General features: G+C 64.2%; 15 protein-coding genes. 5 read left to right on the forward strand and 10 right to left on the reverse strand.

Going from position 1 to position 16798, the window contains the following annotated elements; genetic code table 11:
* Positions 1 to 270: 270 nt before the first annotated feature.
* Entirely contained in the window at positions 271 to 1614 is a 1344-nt protein-coding gene (locus tag V3314_RS00395) for an MFS transporter (protein ID WP_338459818.1), read from the reverse strand.
* Between the two features lie 175 nt (positions 1615 to 1789).
* Complete coding sequence (locus tag V3314_RS00400; protein WP_338459819.1) at positions 1790 to 2731, reverse strand: 2-hydroxyacid dehydrogenase; 942 nt, start codon at positions 2729 to 2731, stop codon at positions 1790 to 1792.
* Between the two features lie 99 nt (positions 2732 to 2830).
* Here V3314_RS00400 and V3314_RS00405 point away from each other — a divergent pair, with 99 nt between their 5' ends.
* Positions 2831 to 3718 carry a LysR substrate-binding domain-containing protein gene (locus V3314_RS00405; RefSeq protein WP_108480724.1) on the forward strand — a complete coding sequence of 296 codons (888 nt, stop codon included), beginning with the start codon at positions 2831 to 2833 and terminating at the stop codon, positions 3716 to 3718.
* A 109-nt stretch (positions 3719 to 3827) separates the two neighbouring features.
* On the opposite strand, the gene gudD is transcribed toward V3314_RS00405, so the two are convergent.
* Complete coding sequence (gene gudD, locus V3314_RS00410; protein WP_046613151.1) at positions 3828 to 5174, reverse strand: glucarate dehydratase; 1347 nt, start codon at positions 5172 to 5174, stop codon at positions 3828 to 3830.
* A gap of 19 nt (positions 5175 to 5193) precedes the next feature.
* The gene (locus tag V3314_RS00415) at positions 5194 to 6546 is read right to left on the reverse strand and encodes an MFS transporter (RefSeq protein ID WP_338459820.1); all 1353 of its coding nucleotides are present in this window, start codon (positions 6544 to 6546) and stop codon (positions 5194 to 5196) included.
* A 261-nt stretch (positions 6547 to 6807) separates the two neighbouring features.
* On the opposite strand from V3314_RS00415, the gene V3314_RS00420 reads away from it, so the two are divergent.
* A complete protein-coding gene (locus V3314_RS00420) occupies positions 6808 to 7515 on the forward strand; it encodes a FadR/GntR family transcriptional regulator (protein ID WP_046613718.1) in 708 nt (235 codons plus the stop codon).
* A 147-nt stretch (positions 7516 to 7662) separates the two neighbouring features.
* Here the strand turns inward: V3314_RS00420 and V3314_RS00425 are convergent, their stop codons facing one another.
* The 4 genes from V3314_RS00425 to V3314_RS00440 all read right to left on the reverse strand — a co-directional run bounded on the left by V3314_RS00425 (position 7663) and on the right by V3314_RS00440 (position 10958).
* Entirely contained in the window at positions 7663 to 8673 is a 1011-nt protein-coding gene (locus tag V3314_RS00425) for an NAD(P)-dependent alcohol dehydrogenase (RefSeq protein WP_046613153.1), read from the reverse strand.
* A 163-nt stretch (positions 8674 to 8836) separates the two neighbouring features.
* Complete coding sequence (locus V3314_RS00430) at positions 8837 to 9427, reverse strand: HAD family hydrolase (RefSeq protein WP_046613154.1); 591 nt, start codon at positions 9425 to 9427, stop codon at positions 8837 to 8839.
* Positions 9424 to 10293 carry an acyl-CoA thioesterase II gene (tesB, locus tag V3314_RS00435; protein ID WP_338459821.1) on the reverse strand — a complete coding sequence of 290 codons (870 nt, stop codon included), beginning with the start codon at positions 10291 to 10293 and terminating at the stop codon, positions 9424 to 9426. The genes V3314_RS00430 and tesB overlap by 4 nt, the downstream gene beginning before the upstream one ends.
* A gap of 95 nt (positions 10294 to 10388) precedes the next feature.
* Complete coding sequence (locus tag V3314_RS00440; protein ID WP_338459822.1) at positions 10389 to 10958, reverse strand: GNAT family N-acetyltransferase; 570 nt, start codon at positions 10956 to 10958, stop codon at positions 10389 to 10391.
* A 179-nt stretch (positions 10959 to 11137) separates the two neighbouring features.
* Between V3314_RS00440 and V3314_RS00445 the strand changes: the two genes are divergently transcribed.
* From V3314_RS00445 to V3314_RS00455, 3 genes are all read left to right on the forward strand, one after another.
* The gene (locus V3314_RS00445) at positions 11138 to 11830 is read left to right on the forward strand and encodes a histidine phosphatase family protein (protein ID WP_338459823.1); all 693 of its coding nucleotides are present in this window, start codon (positions 11138 to 11140) and stop codon (positions 11828 to 11830) included.
* A gap of 195 nt (positions 11831 to 12025) precedes the next feature.
* A complete protein-coding gene (locus V3314_RS00450) occupies positions 12026 to 12940 on the forward strand; it encodes a histone deacetylase (RefSeq protein ID WP_046613159.1) in 915 nt (304 codons plus the stop codon).
* 148 nt (positions 12941 to 13088) lie between these two features.
* Positions 13089 to 14324 carry a TIGR03862 family flavoprotein gene (locus V3314_RS00455; RefSeq protein WP_338459824.1) on the forward strand — a complete coding sequence of 412 codons (1236 nt, stop codon included), beginning with the start codon at positions 13089 to 13091 and terminating at the stop codon, positions 14322 to 14324.
* Between the two features lie 120 nt (positions 14325 to 14444).
* Here V3314_RS00455 and V3314_RS00460 read toward each other — a convergent pair whose 3' ends face one another.
* Complete coding sequence (locus V3314_RS00460) at positions 14445 to 15776, reverse strand: DEAD/DEAH box helicase (RefSeq protein WP_135002030.1); 1332 nt, start codon at positions 15774 to 15776, stop codon at positions 14445 to 14447.
* A 56-nt stretch (positions 15777 to 15832) separates the two neighbouring features.
* Positions 15833 to 16753 carry a drug/metabolite exporter YedA gene (gene yedA / locus V3314_RS00465; RefSeq protein WP_025340737.1) on the reverse strand — a complete coding sequence of 307 codons (921 nt, stop codon included), beginning with the start codon at positions 16751 to 16753 and terminating at the stop codon, positions 15833 to 15835.
* Between the last annotated feature and the right edge of the window lie 45 nt (positions 16754 to 16798).

The raw sequence follows: 16798 nt of genomic DNA on the forward strand, positions 1-16798 counted from the left end.
CACGCGTCACAGAGCAACGTGTCAGTGCAGGTCGGGCTTCATTTAAGCCCCGCAGGGCTGTGGGAAATTACACGAGAACGCCCCGGAACTGTTCGATCACGACAGGGCATTTCCATGAACGCCAGATGTCGTGAATGGCTTGCCCGATCGCGTCACCAGGCCGTCTGGAGCTTTTGTTTTTCATTTGGGTGTGTTTGTGGCTGTACTGGCCCTTTCTGCCAGCCACAAAAAAGCCCCGGTCTCCCGGGGCCTCTGTTGCCAGGCGTCTGCCTACGCCTGCCCGGTACGCTCGAAGCGTCGGGCCAGCAACAGGTAAGCGAGGATCCCCAGCACGCCATGGGCGGCCACGAACCAGAGTGCGTTGTGAAAGGAGCCGGTGCTGGCCACCACATAACCGATCACCAACGGGGTGACGATACCGGCGATGTTGCCGATGCCGTTGAACACTCCACCGCACAGGCCGACCATCTTCTTCGGCGCCACATCCGACAACACCGCCCAGCCCACCGCCGCCAGGCCCTTGCCGAAGAACGCCAGGGTCATCAGGGCGATCACTGCGGCATTGCCGCCCACATAGTTGGCCAGCACCAGGCTGGTGGACAGCCCCATGCCGATGATGAACGGGGTCTTGCGGGCCCTGGACGGGTGCACGCCGCGGCGGATCAGCCAGTCGGACAAGAAGCCTCCGAGAATGCCACCGGTAAAACCGCAGATTGCCGGCAACGCGGCCACCCAGCCGGCCTCCATGATGGTCATGCCACGGCCCTTGATCAGATAGATCGGGAACCAGGTGATGAAGAAGTAGGTGAGCGCGGTAATGCAGTACTGGCCCAGGTACACCGCCCACAGGTTACGGCTGGTGAACAGTTGCGCAAGCTCGGCCCGTGTCGGTCTGCTCTTGGCAGCCTTGCGTTCCTTTTCCAGGTCGACCAGTGCGCCGCCTTCACGCATGTAGTCCAGCTCTTCGGGGCTCAGCCCTGGCGCACTGTGCGGCTCGTGGTACAAGCGGAACCACACCACGCTCAGCGCCAGCCCCAGCACGCCCATCCAGATGAACACCTGCTCCCAGCTCAGCGCATGGGTCATCCACGCCATCAACGGTGCGAACACCACCACGGCCATGTACTGCGCCGAATTGAAAAATGCCGAGGCGGTGCCGCGCTCGCGGGTGGGAAACCAGCAACTGACGATGCGCGAGTTGGCCGGGAAAGCCGGCGACTCCACCAGCCCCAGCATGAACCGCATGGAGAACAGCGCCACGGCGGCGGACACACCAGCCAGGCCCATCCAGCCCACGGTCCCTTGCAGCAGGGTGAACAGCGACCAGAGGATCAGGCTGATGCCGTAGACCCGGCGGGCGCCGAAGCGGTCGAGCAACCAGCCGCCAGGCACCTGGCCCAGGGCGTAGGCCCAGGCGAAAGCAGAGAAGATCATGCCCAGCATGACCGGGTCCAGGCCGAGGTCCTTGAGCACCTCGGTACCGGTAATCGACAGGGTGGCGCGGTCGGCGTAGTTGATGACGGTGATGACGAAGATCAGTGCCAGGACCAGGAAGCGATGGCGACCGAACCCGGCCACGGCCTGCGGTGCGGCGACGGCGGATTTGCTGTTCATGTGGACCCTCTTGCTTCTCGGTGGAAGCGATTGTTCTTGTGCGGAGAAGGTGTGGCCTTTGGGGCCTTCTGTTGCCTGTGCCGGCCTCTTCGCGGCTAAAGCTGCTTCCACAGGGTCAGTGCAGTGTTCAGGGCATGCGCTGTTCCTGTGGGAGCCGGCTTGCCGGCGATGGGGCCTACACGCAATTCGGGGGAACCTCGCCACGGAAGCAAGCAGCGAGATTCGATAAAACCATCTGCCCCATTTCCAGCCGGGTTTGCAGCGTGGCGCTGCCTCGATGTGGCTGCAGAACGACCTGGTTCAGGTCACGCAGCGCCGGCGGCACATGCGGCTCGTGGACGAAAACATCCAGCCCGGCCCCGGCAATGCGCTGCTCCCGCAACGCCTCGACCAGCGCCTCTTCATCGACCAACTTGCCGCGCGCTACATTGACCAGGTACCCCTCCGGCCCCAGTGCATCGAGCACCTCGGCCGTCACCAGCACCTCGCCGCCATCGGCGGCAGCTGCAACCACCAGCACATCCACCGAACGCGCCAGTTCGACCAGATCGGCTTCAAAGCGGTAGCCGGTTTCTGGTTGCTCGCGCCGCCCGTTGTAGGCAATACGCATGTCGAATGCAGCGGCACGCCGAGCGATAGCCTTGCCCACCTCGCCAAGCCCGGCGATGCCCAGTTCTATACCGCTGACCTTGCGCGCCAATGGCAGGTCTACCTTGCCCCACAGGCCATCACGCACCAGCCGCTCCCCCTCGCCCAGGCGGCGCAAGATGCTGATGATCAAACCCATGGCCAGGTCGGCCACATCGGCGGTGAGCACGCCCGGCGTGGTGGTGACATGGATGCCGCGGCTGGCCGCATGGCGCAGGTCCACGGCATCGGTGCCAATGCCGCTGATGGCGATGATCTCGAGCGCGGGCAGTTGCTCCATCAGCTCATTGGACAGGCCCTTGGCACCACCTGTAACCACCCCACGAATGCGCGGGCCGGCATCGTCGAGCAACTGTTGCGGGTTGGAATGCTGATACAGGCGATGTATCCGATAAGCGTTGACCAGCCGGGCATCGATGGCCTCTGGTACTGGCTGGGTCAACAGCACTTCGATGGGGTTCTCGTTCATGGTGCGCATCCGGCAGTTCAAAGACATGACTCGATGCTAGGCCGGCATTTGATACAGGTCTAATATAGATACTGGATCGAATAATTCAGGAATTGAATCATGGAGTTGCATCAGCTGCGCTGTTTCGTAGCCGTGGCCGAAGAGCTGCATTTCGGCCGTGCCGCCACCCGCCTGCACATGACCCAACCGCCCTTGAGCCGGCAGATCCAGCTGCTGGAACACACCCTGGGCGTGCTGCTGCTCGAGCGTAACAACCGCCAGGCGCGGCTGACCCTGGCGGGCCAGAGCTTTCTCGAAGACGCCCGTCGCATCCTGCAGATCGCCGAGTCGGCCAGCCAGTCGGCGCGGCGCATTGCTCATGGCGAAGCGGGCCGGTTGACCTTGGGCTTCACCGCAGTGGGTGCCTACAGCATGATCCCGCGCTTGCTGGTGCATGCCGGGCAGACGCTGCCGGACATCGAACTGGTGCTCAGCGAACGCGTCTCCAGCACCCAGGTGCATGACCTGGAGGCAGGGCTGATCGATGTTGGCCTGGTGCGCCAGGTGCTGCCCAGCGCGCGCGTGGAGTACCTGCCGATCCACCGCGAACCCTTTATCGCCGCCCTGCCCGCCGGGCATGCGCTGGCGGCACGTGAGCGGCTCAGGCCGAGCGATTTCGATGATCAACCATTCGTGATGTACAGCGCCAACGAAGGGCGCTATTTCCATGACCGCATCGCCAACCTGTTTGCCCGGCATGAGGTGCAACCACGGTACCTGCACCAACTGGGGCAGACTCACTCGATACTGGGGCTGGTCAATGTGGGGCTGGGCTGCGCAGTGGTGCCGGCCTCGGCGCAGGCATTGCGCCTGGAGCAGGTGGTATTCAGGCCGTTGGTGGGGATGGAGCAGCAGGCGGAGATTTTCCTGGCGTTCTGCCGGGATAACCCCAACCCGGTGCTGGGGGCATTCGTGGCGATGGCGCGGAAGTTTTTCGAAGCAGGTTGATTTGTGCCTGTCTCTTCGCGGGCTCGCCCGCTCCCACAGGATAAATGCAGGCCTGGAGCCTGATGCAGTACCTGTGGGAGCGGGCAAGCCCGCGAAAGGGCCAGCAGCCTCAACGCACCAGGCAAGGCCGCTTGTTATCGAAGCTCCACCCCGGAATCAGGAACTGCATTGCCACGCTGTCATCCCGCGCGCCCAACCCCATGCTGCGGTAGCACTCATGCGCCTTGGCCAGCTGGTCTTCATCCAGCTCCACCCCAAGCCCCGGCCGCGCCGGCACGTGCACATGCCCATCGACGATGCGCAGTGGTTCACGGGTCAGGCGCTGGCCGTCCTGCCAGATCCAGTGGGTGTCGATCGCAGTGATTTCACCCGGCGCCGCAGCTGCCACCTGGGTGAACATTGCCAGCGAGATATCGAAGTGGTTGTTGGAATGCGAACCCCAGGTCAGCCCCCAGTCGTTGCACATCTGCGCCACCCGTACCGAACCCTGCAAGGTCCAGAAGTGCGGGTCGGCCAGCGGAATGTCCACCGACTGCAACTGGATCGCATGGCCCATCTGCCGCCAGTCGGTAGCGATCATGTTGGTGGCGGTGGGCAGGCCGGTGGCGCGGCGGAACTCGGCCATCACCTCACGGCCCGAGTAGCCGTTCTCGGCACCGCACGGGTCTTCGGCGTAGGCCAGCACATCGTGCTTGTCGCGGCACAGGGCAATGGCCTCCTTCAATGACCAGGCACCATTCGGGTCGAGGGTGATGCGGGCTTCGGGGAAACGTTCGGCCAACGCCGTTACGGCTTCCATCTCCTCCTCGCCGCGCAACACCCCGCCCTTGAGCTTGAAATCGCTGAAACCATAGCGCGCCTTGGCGGCCTCGGCCAGACGCACCACCGCCTCCGGCGTCAGGGCCTTTTCGTGGCGCAGGCGGAACCAGTCGTCCTCGGCATCGGCTTCGTTGCGGTAGGCCAGGTCGGTCTGCTGGCGGTCGCCGATGTAGAACAGGTAACCGAGCATCTTCACCGCCTCGCGTTGCTGCCCCTCGCCCAGCAGTGCCGCCATCGGCACGTTCAGATGCTGGCCAAGCAGGTCGAGCAGCGCAGACTCGATGGCCGTCACCGCATGCACGGTGATGCGCAGGTCGAAGGTCTGCAGGCCGCGACCAGCCGAGTCACGGTTGGCGAAGGTCTGGCGCATGGCATTGAGCACGCGCTGGTAATGGCCGACCGGCTGGCCGACCACCAGGCTGCGGGCGTCCTCCAGTGTCTGGCGGATCTTCTCGCCGCCGGGCACCTCGCCCAATCCGGTATTGCCGGCGCTGTCACGCAACACCACCACGTTGCGGGTGAAGAACGGGCCATGGGCACCACTGAGGTTGAGCAGCATGCTGTCGTGCCCGGCAACGGGGATCACGCGCAGCTCGGTGACCACAGGGGTGCTGGTGTGAAGGGTCTGCATGTTCATGGTTGTTGTCTCGCAGTCATCAATGGCTCTGACCCAGGGCCAAAGGGGCCTTGAGGTCATCGGAAGGGACGCCCTTTGGGCGAGTGCGTACGAAGAAGATGGCAATGGCCGCCAGCACCGAGGTCACCGCCAGGCCATACAGGCCGCCCTGGATCGAACCGGTCTGCTGCTCGAGCAGGCCGAAGGTGGTTGGGGCGACGAAGCCACCGAGATTGCCGACCGAGTTGATCAACGCGATCACCGCAGCGGCGATGCGGGCATCCAGGTAACCCTGCGGGATCGGCCAGAACAGTGACGACGCCGACTTGAAACCGATGGCCGCGAAGCACACCGCGACAAAGGCGAACACCGGCCCACTCGTGGTGGACATGAACATGCCGATGGCAGCGATCACCAGCGCACCTGCGACCCAGGCCTGCTGGAACTTCCAGCGCGCCGAGCCGGCGGCGAAGGCATACATGGCCAGGATCGAAATCAGCCATGGGATCGAGTTGAAGAAGCCGACCTGCAGGTCGCTGAGGTCACCCATGCGCTTGATGATGCTCGGTAGCCAGAAGGTAGCGGCGTAGATGGTCAGCTGGATGCAGAAGTAGATCAGGCAGAACAGCAGGATCTGGCGGTCCTTGAGCAGGCTCCAGGTCGATGGCTTGACCACGCCGATCGCTTCACGCTCAAGCTGCTCGCGATCGATGGTGGCCACCAGTGCGTCCTGCTCGGCCTGGCTCAGCCACTTGGCGTCCTGCGGCCTGGAGTCGAGCCAGAAGAACACGAAGAAGCACAAAGTCACCGAGGCCATGCCTTCGATGAACAGCATCCATTGCCAGCCATGCATGCCCAGCCCCTGGATCTGCATCAGCGCACCGGCCAACGGCCCGGAAATCAGCGATGCCAGCGCCGAGCCGCTGAGGAAGATGGCAATCGCCTTGCCGCGCTCGGCGGCCGGCAGCCAGCGGGTGAAGTAGTAGATCACCCCGGGGAAGAAGCCCGCTTCGGCAACGCCCAGCAGAAAGCGCAGCACGTAGAACTGGGTTTCGTTCTGCACGAAGGCCATGGCAGTGGCCACCAGCCCCCAGGTGAACATGATGCGGGTCAGCCACAGCCGTGCGCCGACCTTCTGCAGCAGCATGTTCGAGGGCACTTCGAACAACGCGTAGCCAATGAAGAACAGGCCGGCGCCAAAGCCATAGGCCGCAGCGCTGATGCCCAGGTCGCTTTCCAGATGCGGGCGGACGAAGCCGATGTTGACGCGGTCCAGGTAGTTGACGATGAACATGATGACGAACAGCGGCAGGACGTGGCGCTTGACCTTGGCCACGGCGCTGGCCAGGGCGTCGCCTTCATTCCGGGCAGACGGAGCGAGGGTATCGTTCACTTGCGGATCTCCCACTAATTGTTTTTGTGCGGGTCGAGGTTGTCTGACATGGCAGTGGGGAAGAGCATATGCGCAGCCCAGTTGTACGACAAGGCCGCAAACATCGGTAAAATCACAAAATACAAGCTATCAAAATGCGTATTAGCGTCGATTTTGCAAAATACACCAAGCTATCCGCTGACTTGAGTACAGGAAAAATCGGCAAAAAATATTTTTATCCGTTAACTTGTCGTACAAGCACAACAACAATTGGACTACACCATGGCCACCGAGCAAGCCCACAAACGCGGCCACAGCCGCGCCCATGACCTGGTCTCCAGGCTGACGCAACAGATCTTGCTGGGCACCTTCAAGCCAGGCGACAAGTTGCCCTCGGAAAACAGCCTGGTACGCGAGCATGGGGTCAGCCGCACCGTGGTCCGCGAGGCCCTGTCGAAATTGCAGGCCTCGGGGCTGGTGGAGCCACGCCACGGTATCGGTACGTTCGTGATGGAGCGCCAGGGCCAGGCCGGTCTGCGCATAGCTGCGGAAAGCGCGGCGAATGTGCGCGACCTGCTGGAGTTGCGCATCGGCCTTGAAGGCCAGGCCGCAGCCTTGGCCGCGCTACGCCGTGACGAGGGACACCTGACGCGCATGCGCCAAGCGCTGGATGATTACCAGGACCTGGCCGCCGCCGGCGACAGCTGCATCGAGGCCGACCGGCGCTTTCACCTGCTGATTGCCGAGGCCACTGGCAACCTGTACTTCACTGAAATGCTGTTGCAGCTGGGCAACGGCCTGATCCCGCGCAACCGAATGGCCCTGGCCGAACGCAGCGGGGCGAAGCTGGCCCGGCAGGCGTACCTGGCCAACCTCGAGCATGAGGCGATCCTCAATGCCATCCGCCGACAGGACCCGGACGCGGCCCGGGCAGCGGTGTGCCTGCACCTGTCCAATAGCCGCGACCGGTTGTTGCCCGAACAAGCCTGACAAGATCCCCTGTAGGAGCGGCCTTGTGTCGCGAAGGGCTGCACAGCAGCCCCTGGATTTCAGCTACAGAATTACAGGCCGGGGGCCGCTTTGCGGCCCTTTCGCGACACAAGGCCGCTCCTACAAAGAGAACCGCGTCGGGCCCTGCTACCAGGTCAGGCAGATCTTGCCGAAATGCCGGTTGCTCTCCTGATAACGGAACGCCTCGACGATCTGCTCCAGCTCGAAATGCTTGTCCACCACTGGCCGCAGGCCATTGGCATCGATTGCTCGCACCATCGCCTGTTGCTGGGCGCGGCTGCCCACCAGCACGCCTTGCAGGCGAATCTGCCGCACCAGCGCCTGCACCAGTGGCAACTGGCCGGCCACGCCGGTGAGGATACCGATCAACGACACATGCCCGCCAATGCGCGCGGCAATCATCGATTGCTCCAGCGTCGCCGGGCCACCCACTTCGATCACATGGTCGACGCCGCGGTTGCCGGTCAGCTCGCGCACTTTCTCACCCCACGCCGGGGTGCTCTTGTAGTTGATCAGGTGGTCGGCACCCAGGGCCTTCAGTCGCTCCAGCTTGGCGTCGCTGGACGAGGTGGCGATCACCGTCGCGCCAGCCAGCTTGGCAAATTGCAGGGCGAAGATAGACACGCCGCCGGTACCCTGCACCAGCACCGTATCGCCAGGCTTGAGGTGATCGTCGCTCGTCAGTGCACGCCAGGCCGTGAGACCGGCCGTGGTCAGCGTGGCAGCTTCAGCATGGCTGAAGCCCCTGGGCGCCAGGGTGAAGGAGGTGGCGCGAGCGGTGACCTGCTCACGGGCGTAACCATCGATACCATCGCCGGGCACCCTGGCGAAGCCTTCCACATTGGCTTGGCCGTCAAGCCAGTCTGGGAAGAAGGTACTGACCACATTGTCGCCGACCTGGAACTCGGTGACGCCGCTACCCACCGCGACCACTTCGCCAGCGCCATCGGCCATGGGGATGCGCCGCTCGCTCGGGCCCCACATGCCGCTGACCACGGCGAAATCGTGGTAGTTGAGAGAGCTGGCGTGCAGGCGCACGGTGATTTCGCCGGCCTGGGGTGCGAGAGCCTCGCTGGTACCGACCTCAACCTTGTCGTAGCCGCCGCCGGGTTGTACGTAGATGGCCTTGCTGGTCATGGATAGGTCTCCGTTCAGGGAATAGATTGGGGTTCAGCATAGACAGGTCCGGCCCTATCGCCGGCAAGCCAGCTCCCACAGGTATTGCACAGGTCTCAGCTCTAGTGGTGTCCCTGTGGGAGCTGGCTTGCCGGCGATAGGGCCTACATTGCCAACACAAGATTCAGCCCAGCATCACCTTAAGCGCCCGGCAATCGGCCGCATGCCAATCCACCAGCTCCGGCCACGGATTGTCCGGCAGGTTCACCAGAACCGTGCGCGCCCCTGCGGCGCGCCCACAGTCCAGGTCAAACCGGTAATCCCCCACCATCACCAACTCACCCGGTGCCACACCCCAGGCATTGGCAATCTTCAGCAGCCCATCCGGGCTTGGCTTGGGCGCCGCTTCGTCACGCCCCAGAATGTGCTCCACCGGGAAGCAGTCCGCCAGGCCGATGGCCTCCAGTGTCACATGCGCCAACTCACGGGCGTTGCGGGTGAGAATGCCCAGCCGGCAACCACGCTCGGCCAGTTCGCGCACCAGTTCAACCGCCCCGGTGGCCGCCGTGGAAGCAATCGCCAGGTCGCGCTCGTGCTCCAGCAGCCAGGCATGCTTGGCTGCCGCTTCGTCCGCCGGCAAGGCCGCCAGGTGGGTGAGGATGTCGTGCTCGGCCGGGATATCCAGCGCCAGGCGGATAGCGGCAAAATCGTGCACAGCCACCGTCAGGGTGCCGTCCATGTCGAACACCCAGTTGCGCACCTCGCCCAGGCTCATGCCCAGTCCTTGCGGTGGCGAATCAAGCCTTCCTGGCAGGACGACGCCACCAGTTGCCCGGCCTGGTTGAAGATGCTGCCTCGGCAGAAGCCGCGGGCATTACCTGCCCAAGGGCTGTCGGTGGCGTACAGCAGCCACTCGTCGGCACGCAGGTTGCCATGGAACCACAGCGAATGATCGAGGCTGGCAATCTGCATGTCACGCTGCCAAACCGATTTGCCGTGGGGCAGCAACGCAGTGGTCAGCAGGCCGAAGTCCGAGGCGTAGGCCAGCATGTATTTGTGCAAGGCCGGGATATCGGGCAGGTTGCGGTCCGCGCGAAACCAGGCGTACTTCACCGGGTCGCCAGGCTTGGGGTTGAACGGGTCGCGCTCGGTGACCGGGCGGATCTCGATCGGCTTGGCGCACAGCACCTTGTCGCGAATTCGCTCGGGCAACTGGTCGGCCATGGCCCGGGCCAGCTCTACTTCAGTGGGCAAGTTTTCCGGGCCGACCACCTCGGGCATCTGCGCCTGGTGCTCGAACCCTTCCTCGTCGTACTGGAACGAGGCGCTGCAGGTGAAGATCGGCTGGCCCTTCTGAATCGCCGTCACCCTCCGGGTGCTGAAGCTGCCGCCATCGCGCACGCGGTCCACCGAATACACCACCGGCAGGCTGGCATCGCCAGGGCGCAGGAAGTAGCCATGCAACGAATGCACATGGCGTGCATCCTCGACCGTCTGGCTGGCCGCCGACAATGATTGGCCCAATACCTGCCCGCCGTACAACTGGCGGAAGCCCAGGTCCTGGCTGCGTCCACGGAACAGGTTCTCCTCGATGGACTCGAGGCTCAACAGGTCGACCAGGTCGTCCAACACATGACTCATCGGGGGTTCTCCTAGCAAGGCAACATGTCTCTACAGCACTCTCATGAAGGCAAATGATACAGGGTTTGTCATTCGCGCCGGGCATGGCCATGAATTCAGGCGTGCAGGGTACGCTCCCAGTGAGCGCGGTCGATGCGATACAGCACATGCGGGCGCAGCGGATGGCCCACGGGCAGGCGGGGGTGTTCGAAACTGCCGTTCAGATCCTGCTGCATACCGATGGCCTGCATGACCTTCTGCGACGGCAGGTTGCTCTCGCTAGTGAACGACACCACCTCTTCCAGGCGCAATTGGGCGAAAGCACAGCGCAGGCAGGTCCACGCCGCCTCGCTGGCGAAACCCAGGCCCCAATGGCGGCGTGCCAGGCGCCAACCGATCTCCACCGCCGGCGTAAAATCGGCATCGAAGGCCACGTGCAGCAACCCGGTCATGCCGATGAAGGCACCGCTGTCCTTGCGCTCCAGGGCCCACAGGCCAAAGCCATACTCATTGAAATGCCCGCGCACGCGGCCGATCAGCGCGGCTGCCTCCAGGCGCGTCAGCGGCGCCGGGAAGTAGCGCATCACCTGCGGGTCGGCACACAAGGCGGCGAATTCGCGCAGGTCGTCGTCGTGCCACTGGCGCAGCACCAGCCGCGCGCTTTCCAGTTGCAGGATAGGGGTCATCGGGCGTGCTCCGGTTTTAGCGTCTTGCAGTTTACAGCGTAGGCGCGGGTGCAGGTTTCACCCAGCCGGCGCGCCCGAACGCAATTTTCACACGCCCTTCACCGCCCCCCGACAGGCCTGTTGGCAGGGTGCCAGCCAATACCGCCGCGCCAGCCGCGACCATGCCAACGGAGCAACGCATGCTATCGAGCAACACCCTGGGGCACCCTGCCATCCACGCCCGGCGCAAGCGACGCCTGACCCGCAAAGCCCTTGGTGCCGCTCTTGGCCTGTGCATGGTCGTGGCGGCGTTGAGCACCTGGCTTGCGACGAGGACGCACATTGCGGACCTTGGCAACGAACAGCAATTGATTGACAGCGGCCTGCTGCAAAACTGGGCCGACGGTACGGTGATCGTGATGATCCGCCACGCCGAGCGCTGTGACAGCGCCCCTGGCCCGTGCCTGGACGACCCCACCGGCATCACCGTGGGCGGCAGCCAGGCCGCGGCTCGCGTTGGCCAAGGACTGCACCAGTTGGGTCTGGACAACGCCGATATGCTCAGCAGCCCGAAACTGCGCACACGGCAAACCGCGCATTTCATCCTTGGCCAGGCGGTGGCCAGCGAAGACTGGTTGGAAAGCTGTGACAGCCGGTTCGCCAGCGAAGCGCTGGCACACAAACGACCGGGGCATAACCTGGTGCTGGTGACCCACAACGGCTGCATCGACCATTTTGCCCGTCAGCAGAACGTTGCGGGGGGCGAGCGTGAGAGCGCCTATGCCAGTGCGCTGTTCGTTTCGGTGGATGGCAATGGCAAGGCGCGCATCCTCGGCCGCCTGAACGAACCGGACTGGCAACGGGTGCTGGCCAGTACCACGAAACAGCACTGACGCCGCTCCTGCCTGCCAGGGCAACTGCCTTTCACTGCCTTTTCTGGCCTCATCGCCGGCAAGCCAGCTCCCACAGGTATCCCATAGCCTTTTAGCCTTGTGCAGTAACTGTGGGAGCTGGCTTGCCGGCGATTGGGCAGCAAAGCTGCCCCAGCCATGGCAAGATCAGCACTGACCCCGATTGCGACCCCACCCATGCCGTTGCCGCTGATCTACCACGAAGACTACAGCCCGGAGTTCCCTGCCGAACACCGCTTCCCCATGGACAAGTTTCGCCTGCTGCACGACCACTTGATCGACAGCGGGCTGACCACCGACCAGGCCCTGCTGCGCCCGGATATCTGCCCCAACGACATCCTCGCCCTGGCCCACGACCGCAGCTACATCGAGCGCTACATGAACGGTGACCTGTCACGCGAGGACCAGCGCCGCCTCGGCCTGCCCTGGAGCGAGGCCCTAGCCCGGCGTACCGTGCGCGCCGTAGGCGGCTCGCTGCTGAGCGCCGAGATGGCGCTGCAGCACGGCATCGCCTGCCACCTTGCCGGCGGCACCCACCACGCCCATTACGACCACCCTGCCGGCTTCTGCATCTTCAACGACCTGGCCGTGATCAGCCGCTACCTGCTGGAGGCCGGCCGGGTACACCGGGTGCTGATCTTCGACTGCGACGTGCATCAGGGTGACGGCACCGCGCGCATCCTGCACGACACACCAGACGCCATCACGGTGTCGCTGCATTGCGAACAGAACTTCCCGGCGCGCAAGGCACAAAGCGATTGGGACATTCCCCTGCCCCGGGGCATGGGCGACATGGCCTACCTGAAAGTGGTGGACGACGCCCTCAACTACCTGCTGCCACTCTATCGACCCGACCTGGTGCTGTATGACGCCGGTGTCGATGTGCACAAGGACGACGCCCTGGGCTATCTGCAACTGACCGATGCAGGCGTTGCCGCCCGTGATGAAGCAGTGCTGCGCCACTGCATGGGTCGCGATATCCCGGTGGTGGGCGTGATCGGCGGTGGATACAGCAAGGACCGTGCAGCCCTGGCCAGGCGCCATGGCATCCTTCATCACAGCGCGGCACGCGTCATCGGTTGTTCACAATGACTGTGGAGCCGCTTGTGGATAACCTGCGGGAAAGGCGCTGCAGCCCTTTACAGGCAAGGCCTGCAAAGCTCTGATCATTTTTTGAGCAGTGCTTCCACAGACCGCGCTGCGCTAGAATGCGCCTCTTTTCCACAGCCTGCTGCCCACCATGTCTGATCTGAGCCCCGCCTCCCCTCCCCTCGCTGTCGTCATCGGCGGCGGCCCAGCCGGCCTGATGGCCGCCGAAGCACTGGCCCAGGCGGGCCTGGCGGTCGAAGTTTTCGATGCCATGCCTTCGGTGGGCCGCAAGTTCCTGCTGGCGGGTGTCGGCGGCATGAACATCACCCATTCCGAGCCCTACCCGGCATTCGTCAGCCGGTACGCCGAGCGACAGGGCGAAATCGCCGCGCTGCTGCAGGACTTCGATGCCGACGCCTTGCGCCAGTGGATTCACGGCCTGGGCATCGAAACCTTCGTTGGTACCTCGGGCCGGGTATTCCCCACCGACATGAAAGCCGCGCCCCTGCTGCGCGCCTGGCTCAAGCGCCTGCGCGACAGCGGGGTAGTTATCCACACCCGTCACCGCTGGCTGGGCTGGAATGCCGAAGGTGCATTGCGGATTGCTTATCCACAAGGCGAGCGGCTGGTGAAGGCTGCCGTGGTGGTGCTGGCGTTGGGTGGCGGAAGCTGGGCGCGACTGGGCTCGGACGGTAGCTGGCAGCAACTGCTGGCCGCACGCGCTGTGGATATCTCGCCCTTGCGGCCCAGCAACTGCGGTTTTGAAGTGGCAGGCTGGAGCACGCTGCTCAAGGACAGGTTCGCTGGGGCGCCGTTGAAGAACATTGCGCTCAGCGTTCCCGGCAGCGCGCCGCGCAAGGGTGAGTTCATCCTCACCGCACAGGGTGTGGAAGGCAGCCTGGTGTATGCATGGTCAGCGCCGGTGCGCGAGGCCATCAACCGCGACGGCCACGGGGTGTTGCTGCTCGACCTGTTGCCGGAAAAGCCTGTGGACAAGATTGCCCAGGCGCTGGCCAAGCCACGGGGTTCGCGCTCCATGGCCAAGCACCTGCACAGCCAGCTGGGTATTGATGGGGTCAAGGCTGCGCTGTTGCGCGAGCTGACCGATCAGGCGACGTTTGCCGACCCTGGTGCCTTGGCGAGGGCGATCAAGGCATTGCCGATCACGTTGGTGCGTACGCGGCCGCTGGATGAGGCGATCAGCAGCGCGGGCGGGGTGCGTTTCGAGGGGCTGAATGAGGGCTTGATGGTCAAGGGCATGCCAGGGGTGTTCTGTGCCGGCGAGATGCTGGACTGGGAGGCCCCGACCGGGGGGTATCTGCTGACGGCGTGCTTTGCCAGCGGCTTGCGCGCCGGGCGGGCGGCGGCAAGCTGGCTGAAATCCTGACACATACTCGATCCACTGTGGGAGCGGGCGTGCCCGCGAACACGGGCGAAGCCCGTGCCATGCACCGCGGTGCCTGCTTCGCGGGCACGCCCGCTCCCACAGGTGCCAAGCTTCCCCAGGCTACGGCTTACGCTTGCGCGCCCCACCATTGAAGCTCGGCACCTTGCGCACCGCCTTCACCGCCGGCTCGGCACTACCTGATTCAGCGCTGTCCATCCAGCGCCCCAACCCGCGCTTGGCGCTGTTTTCCTTCGGCTTCTTGGGCTTCTTCGGCTTCTTGATCACCTGGCCACTGGCGTCGGTCATCGGCACCCGGTGGTCAGGGATGAAGTCCGGCTCTTCATGACGCGGCAGGGTCTGCCGGGTCAGCACTTCGATTGCCGCCAGCAGCTGTACTTCATCGGCACACACCAGCGAGATCGCCTCGCCCTTGTTGCCCGCCCGCCCGGTACGCCCGATGCGGTGCACGTAATCCTCGGCAACGATCGGCAGGTCAAGGTTGACCACCAGCGGCAGGTCATCGATATCCAGGCCGCGGGCCGCCACATCGGTCGCCACAAGCACCTGGATTTCGCGGGCCTTGAAGCTGTCCAGCGCGCGCTGGCGGGTAGCTTGCGGGCGGTCACCGTGGATGCCGTCGGCATTCACACCCTCGGCCAGCAAACGCTCTACCAGTTGATCGACGCCGTTGCGGGTCTTGGCGAACACCAGCACCTGCTTCCAGCGCTGCTTGCGCAGCAGGTGGCAGAACAGGTCCACCTTGCGTTTTTTATCCACAGGCACCAGCCACTGTTTGACGCTGGTGGCCGTGGCATTGCGAGGGCTGACTTCGATGCTCAGCGGGTCATTCAGGGCCAGCCCCGCCAGCATGCGGATCTGGTCGGAGAAAGTGGCAGAGAACAGCAACGTCTGGCGCTTGCGTGGCAGCGCGGCGTACACCGACTGCAGTTCTTCGGCAAAGCCCAGGTCGAGCATGCGGTCGGCTTCGTCCAGCACCAGGGTCTGCACCTGATTGAACTTCACGGCGTTCTGCCGGAACAGATCGAGCAAGCGCCCCGGGGTGGCCACCAGCAGGTCGACACCACGGCGCAGGCGCATCATCTGCGGGTTGATGCTGACCCCGCCATACACCGCGTAGGTGCTCAGCGGCAGGTTCTCGGCATACTCGCGCACATTGTTGTGCACCTGCTCGGCCAGCTCACGAGTGGGCACCAGCACCAGTGCGCGGATCGAGTTGCTGGCCACCTTCTCGCCTTCCAGCGCCAGGCGCTGAAGCACAGGCAGGGCAAAGCCCGCGGTCTTGCCGGTGCCGGTCTGGGCCGCGGCCATCAGATCGCGGCCGGCCAGCACGGCGGGGATGGCCTTGGCCTGCACCGGGGTCGGGGTGGTGTAGTCCAGTTTCTGCAGGGTGCGCAGCAGCGGTTCGATCAGGCCGAGTTTGGCGAAATTCATGGCAATACCGTCAGGGGGGTTCAGCGAAGGCGGCAAGTTTACCGCATCACCCCTGCCTACTTGCAGATTTCGCCTTTCAATGGCTGCGCCGGCTCTGGTGCCTTGCGCCACTGCGGTAGGCCGATCAGCACCACTGCGCCGATGATCACCGCCATGGCCACACATTCTTCTGCACCAATCTGCTCACCGGCAAAGACGATACCCAGCAGAACGGCCACTGCCGGGTTGACGTAGGCATAGCTGGTGGCAGCTGCCGGGCGCACGTGCTTGAGCAGGTACATGTAGGCACTGAACGCCAGGATCGAACCGAAGAATACCAGGTAGGCCAGTGCCCCCCAGCCGGCAGCGGTCGGCATCTGCGTCATGCGCTCGCCAGACAGCACGCTGCCGAGCAGCAGCACGGCGCCACCGACCAGCATTTCCGCAGCGCTGGCCATAGGCCCCTGAGGCAGCGGCAAGGTCTTGCTCCATACCGAGCCGAATGCCCACGACGCTGCCGCAAAGATGATCAGCGCCGCGCCAATCGGGCTTGCCTGCAGGTTGGAGCCCAGGTTCAGCAGGCCGATACCCACCAACCCGAGGGCGATCCCCGCCCACTCCAGCTTCGAATTGCGGTGCCCGAACAGCAGGCCGAACAGCAAGGTGAACAGCGGCACGGTCGCCACCGCCAGCGCCGCCACGCCCGAGGCCACGCCGGCATGCTCGGCCACGGTCACGCCACCGTTGCCACAGCTGAGCAGCAGGAAACCGATCGCCCCCGCAGCCCGCCACTGCGGCCAGGTCGGTGCCGGTACACCGCGCCAGCGCAAGAAACCATACAGCAGGCCCCCGGCAATCAGGAAGCGCACCCCGGCCATGAGCATCGGTGGCCAGCTCTCGACGCCAATGCGAATGAACAGATAGGTAGAGCCCCAGACCAGGTACAAGGCCAGGAAAGCGCCAATGAGCAACAACGGGAAGCGACGGGAGGCAGGCATGGGAAACACTCGAAATCCGTTTACGGGTGGCTTAGTTTAGAAAGG

Origin of the sequence: Pseudomonas sp. TE3-3-F2023, assembly GCF_036784815.1 — a bacterium.
Lineage (GTDB): Bacteria > Pseudomonadota > Gammaproteobacteria > Pseudomonadales > Pseudomonadaceae > Aquipseudomonas > Aquipseudomonas pudica.

Excerpts from the sequence above, each read along its gene's own strand:
- V3314_RS00445 (WP_338459823.1), top strand. The coding sequence starts at position 11,138 with ATGCTATCGAGCAACACCCTGGGGCACCCTGCCATCCACGCCCGGCGC.
- V3314_RS00395 (WP_338459818.1), bottom strand. The coding sequence starts at position 1,614 with ATGAACAGCAAATCCGCCGTCGCCGCACCGCAGGCCGTGGCCGGGTTC.
- V3314_RS00425 (WP_046613153.1), bottom strand. The coding sequence starts at position 8,673 with ATGACCAGCAAGGCCATCTACGTACAACCCGGCGGCGGCTACGACAAG.
- V3314_RS00440 (WP_338459822.1), bottom strand. The coding sequence starts at position 10,958 with ATGACCCCTATCCTGCAACTGGAAAGCGCGCGGCTGGTGCTGCGCCAG.
- V3314_RS00430 (WP_046613154.1), bottom strand. The coding sequence starts at position 9,427 with ATGAGCCTGGGCGAGGTGCGCAACTGGGTGTTCGACATGGACGGCACC.
- tesB (WP_338459821.1), bottom strand. The coding sequence starts at position 10,293 with ATGAGTCATGTGTTGGACGACCTGGTCGACCTGTTGAGCCTCGAGTCC.
- V3314_RS00450 (WP_046613159.1), top strand. The coding sequence starts at position 12,026 with ATGCCGTTGCCGCTGATCTACCACGAAGACTACAGCCCGGAGTTCCCT.
- V3314_RS00400 (WP_338459819.1), bottom strand. The coding sequence starts at position 2,731 with ATGAACGAGAACCCCATCGAAGTGCTGTTGACCCAGCCAGTACCAGAG.
- yedA (WP_025340737.1), bottom strand. The coding sequence starts at position 16,753 with ATGCCTGCCTCCCGTCGCTTCCCGTTGTTGCTCATTGGCGCTTTCCTG.
- gudD (WP_046613151.1), bottom strand. The coding sequence starts at position 5,174 with ATGAACATGCAGACCCTTCACACCAGCACCCCTGTGGTCACCGAGCTG.
- V3314_RS00460 (WP_135002030.1), bottom strand. The coding sequence starts at position 15,776 with ATGAATTTCGCCAAACTCGGCCTGATCGAACCGCTGCTGCGCACCCTG.
- V3314_RS00405 (WP_108480724.1), top strand. The coding sequence starts at position 2,831 with ATGGAGTTGCATCAGCTGCGCTGTTTCGTAGCCGTGGCCGAAGAGCTG.
- V3314_RS00455 (WP_338459824.1), top strand. The coding sequence starts at position 13,089 with ATGTCTGATCTGAGCCCCGCCTCCCCTCCCCTCGCTGTCGTCATCGGC.
- V3314_RS00420 (WP_046613718.1), top strand. The coding sequence starts at position 6,808 with ATGGCCACCGAGCAAGCCCACAAACGCGGCCACAGCCGCGCCCATGAC.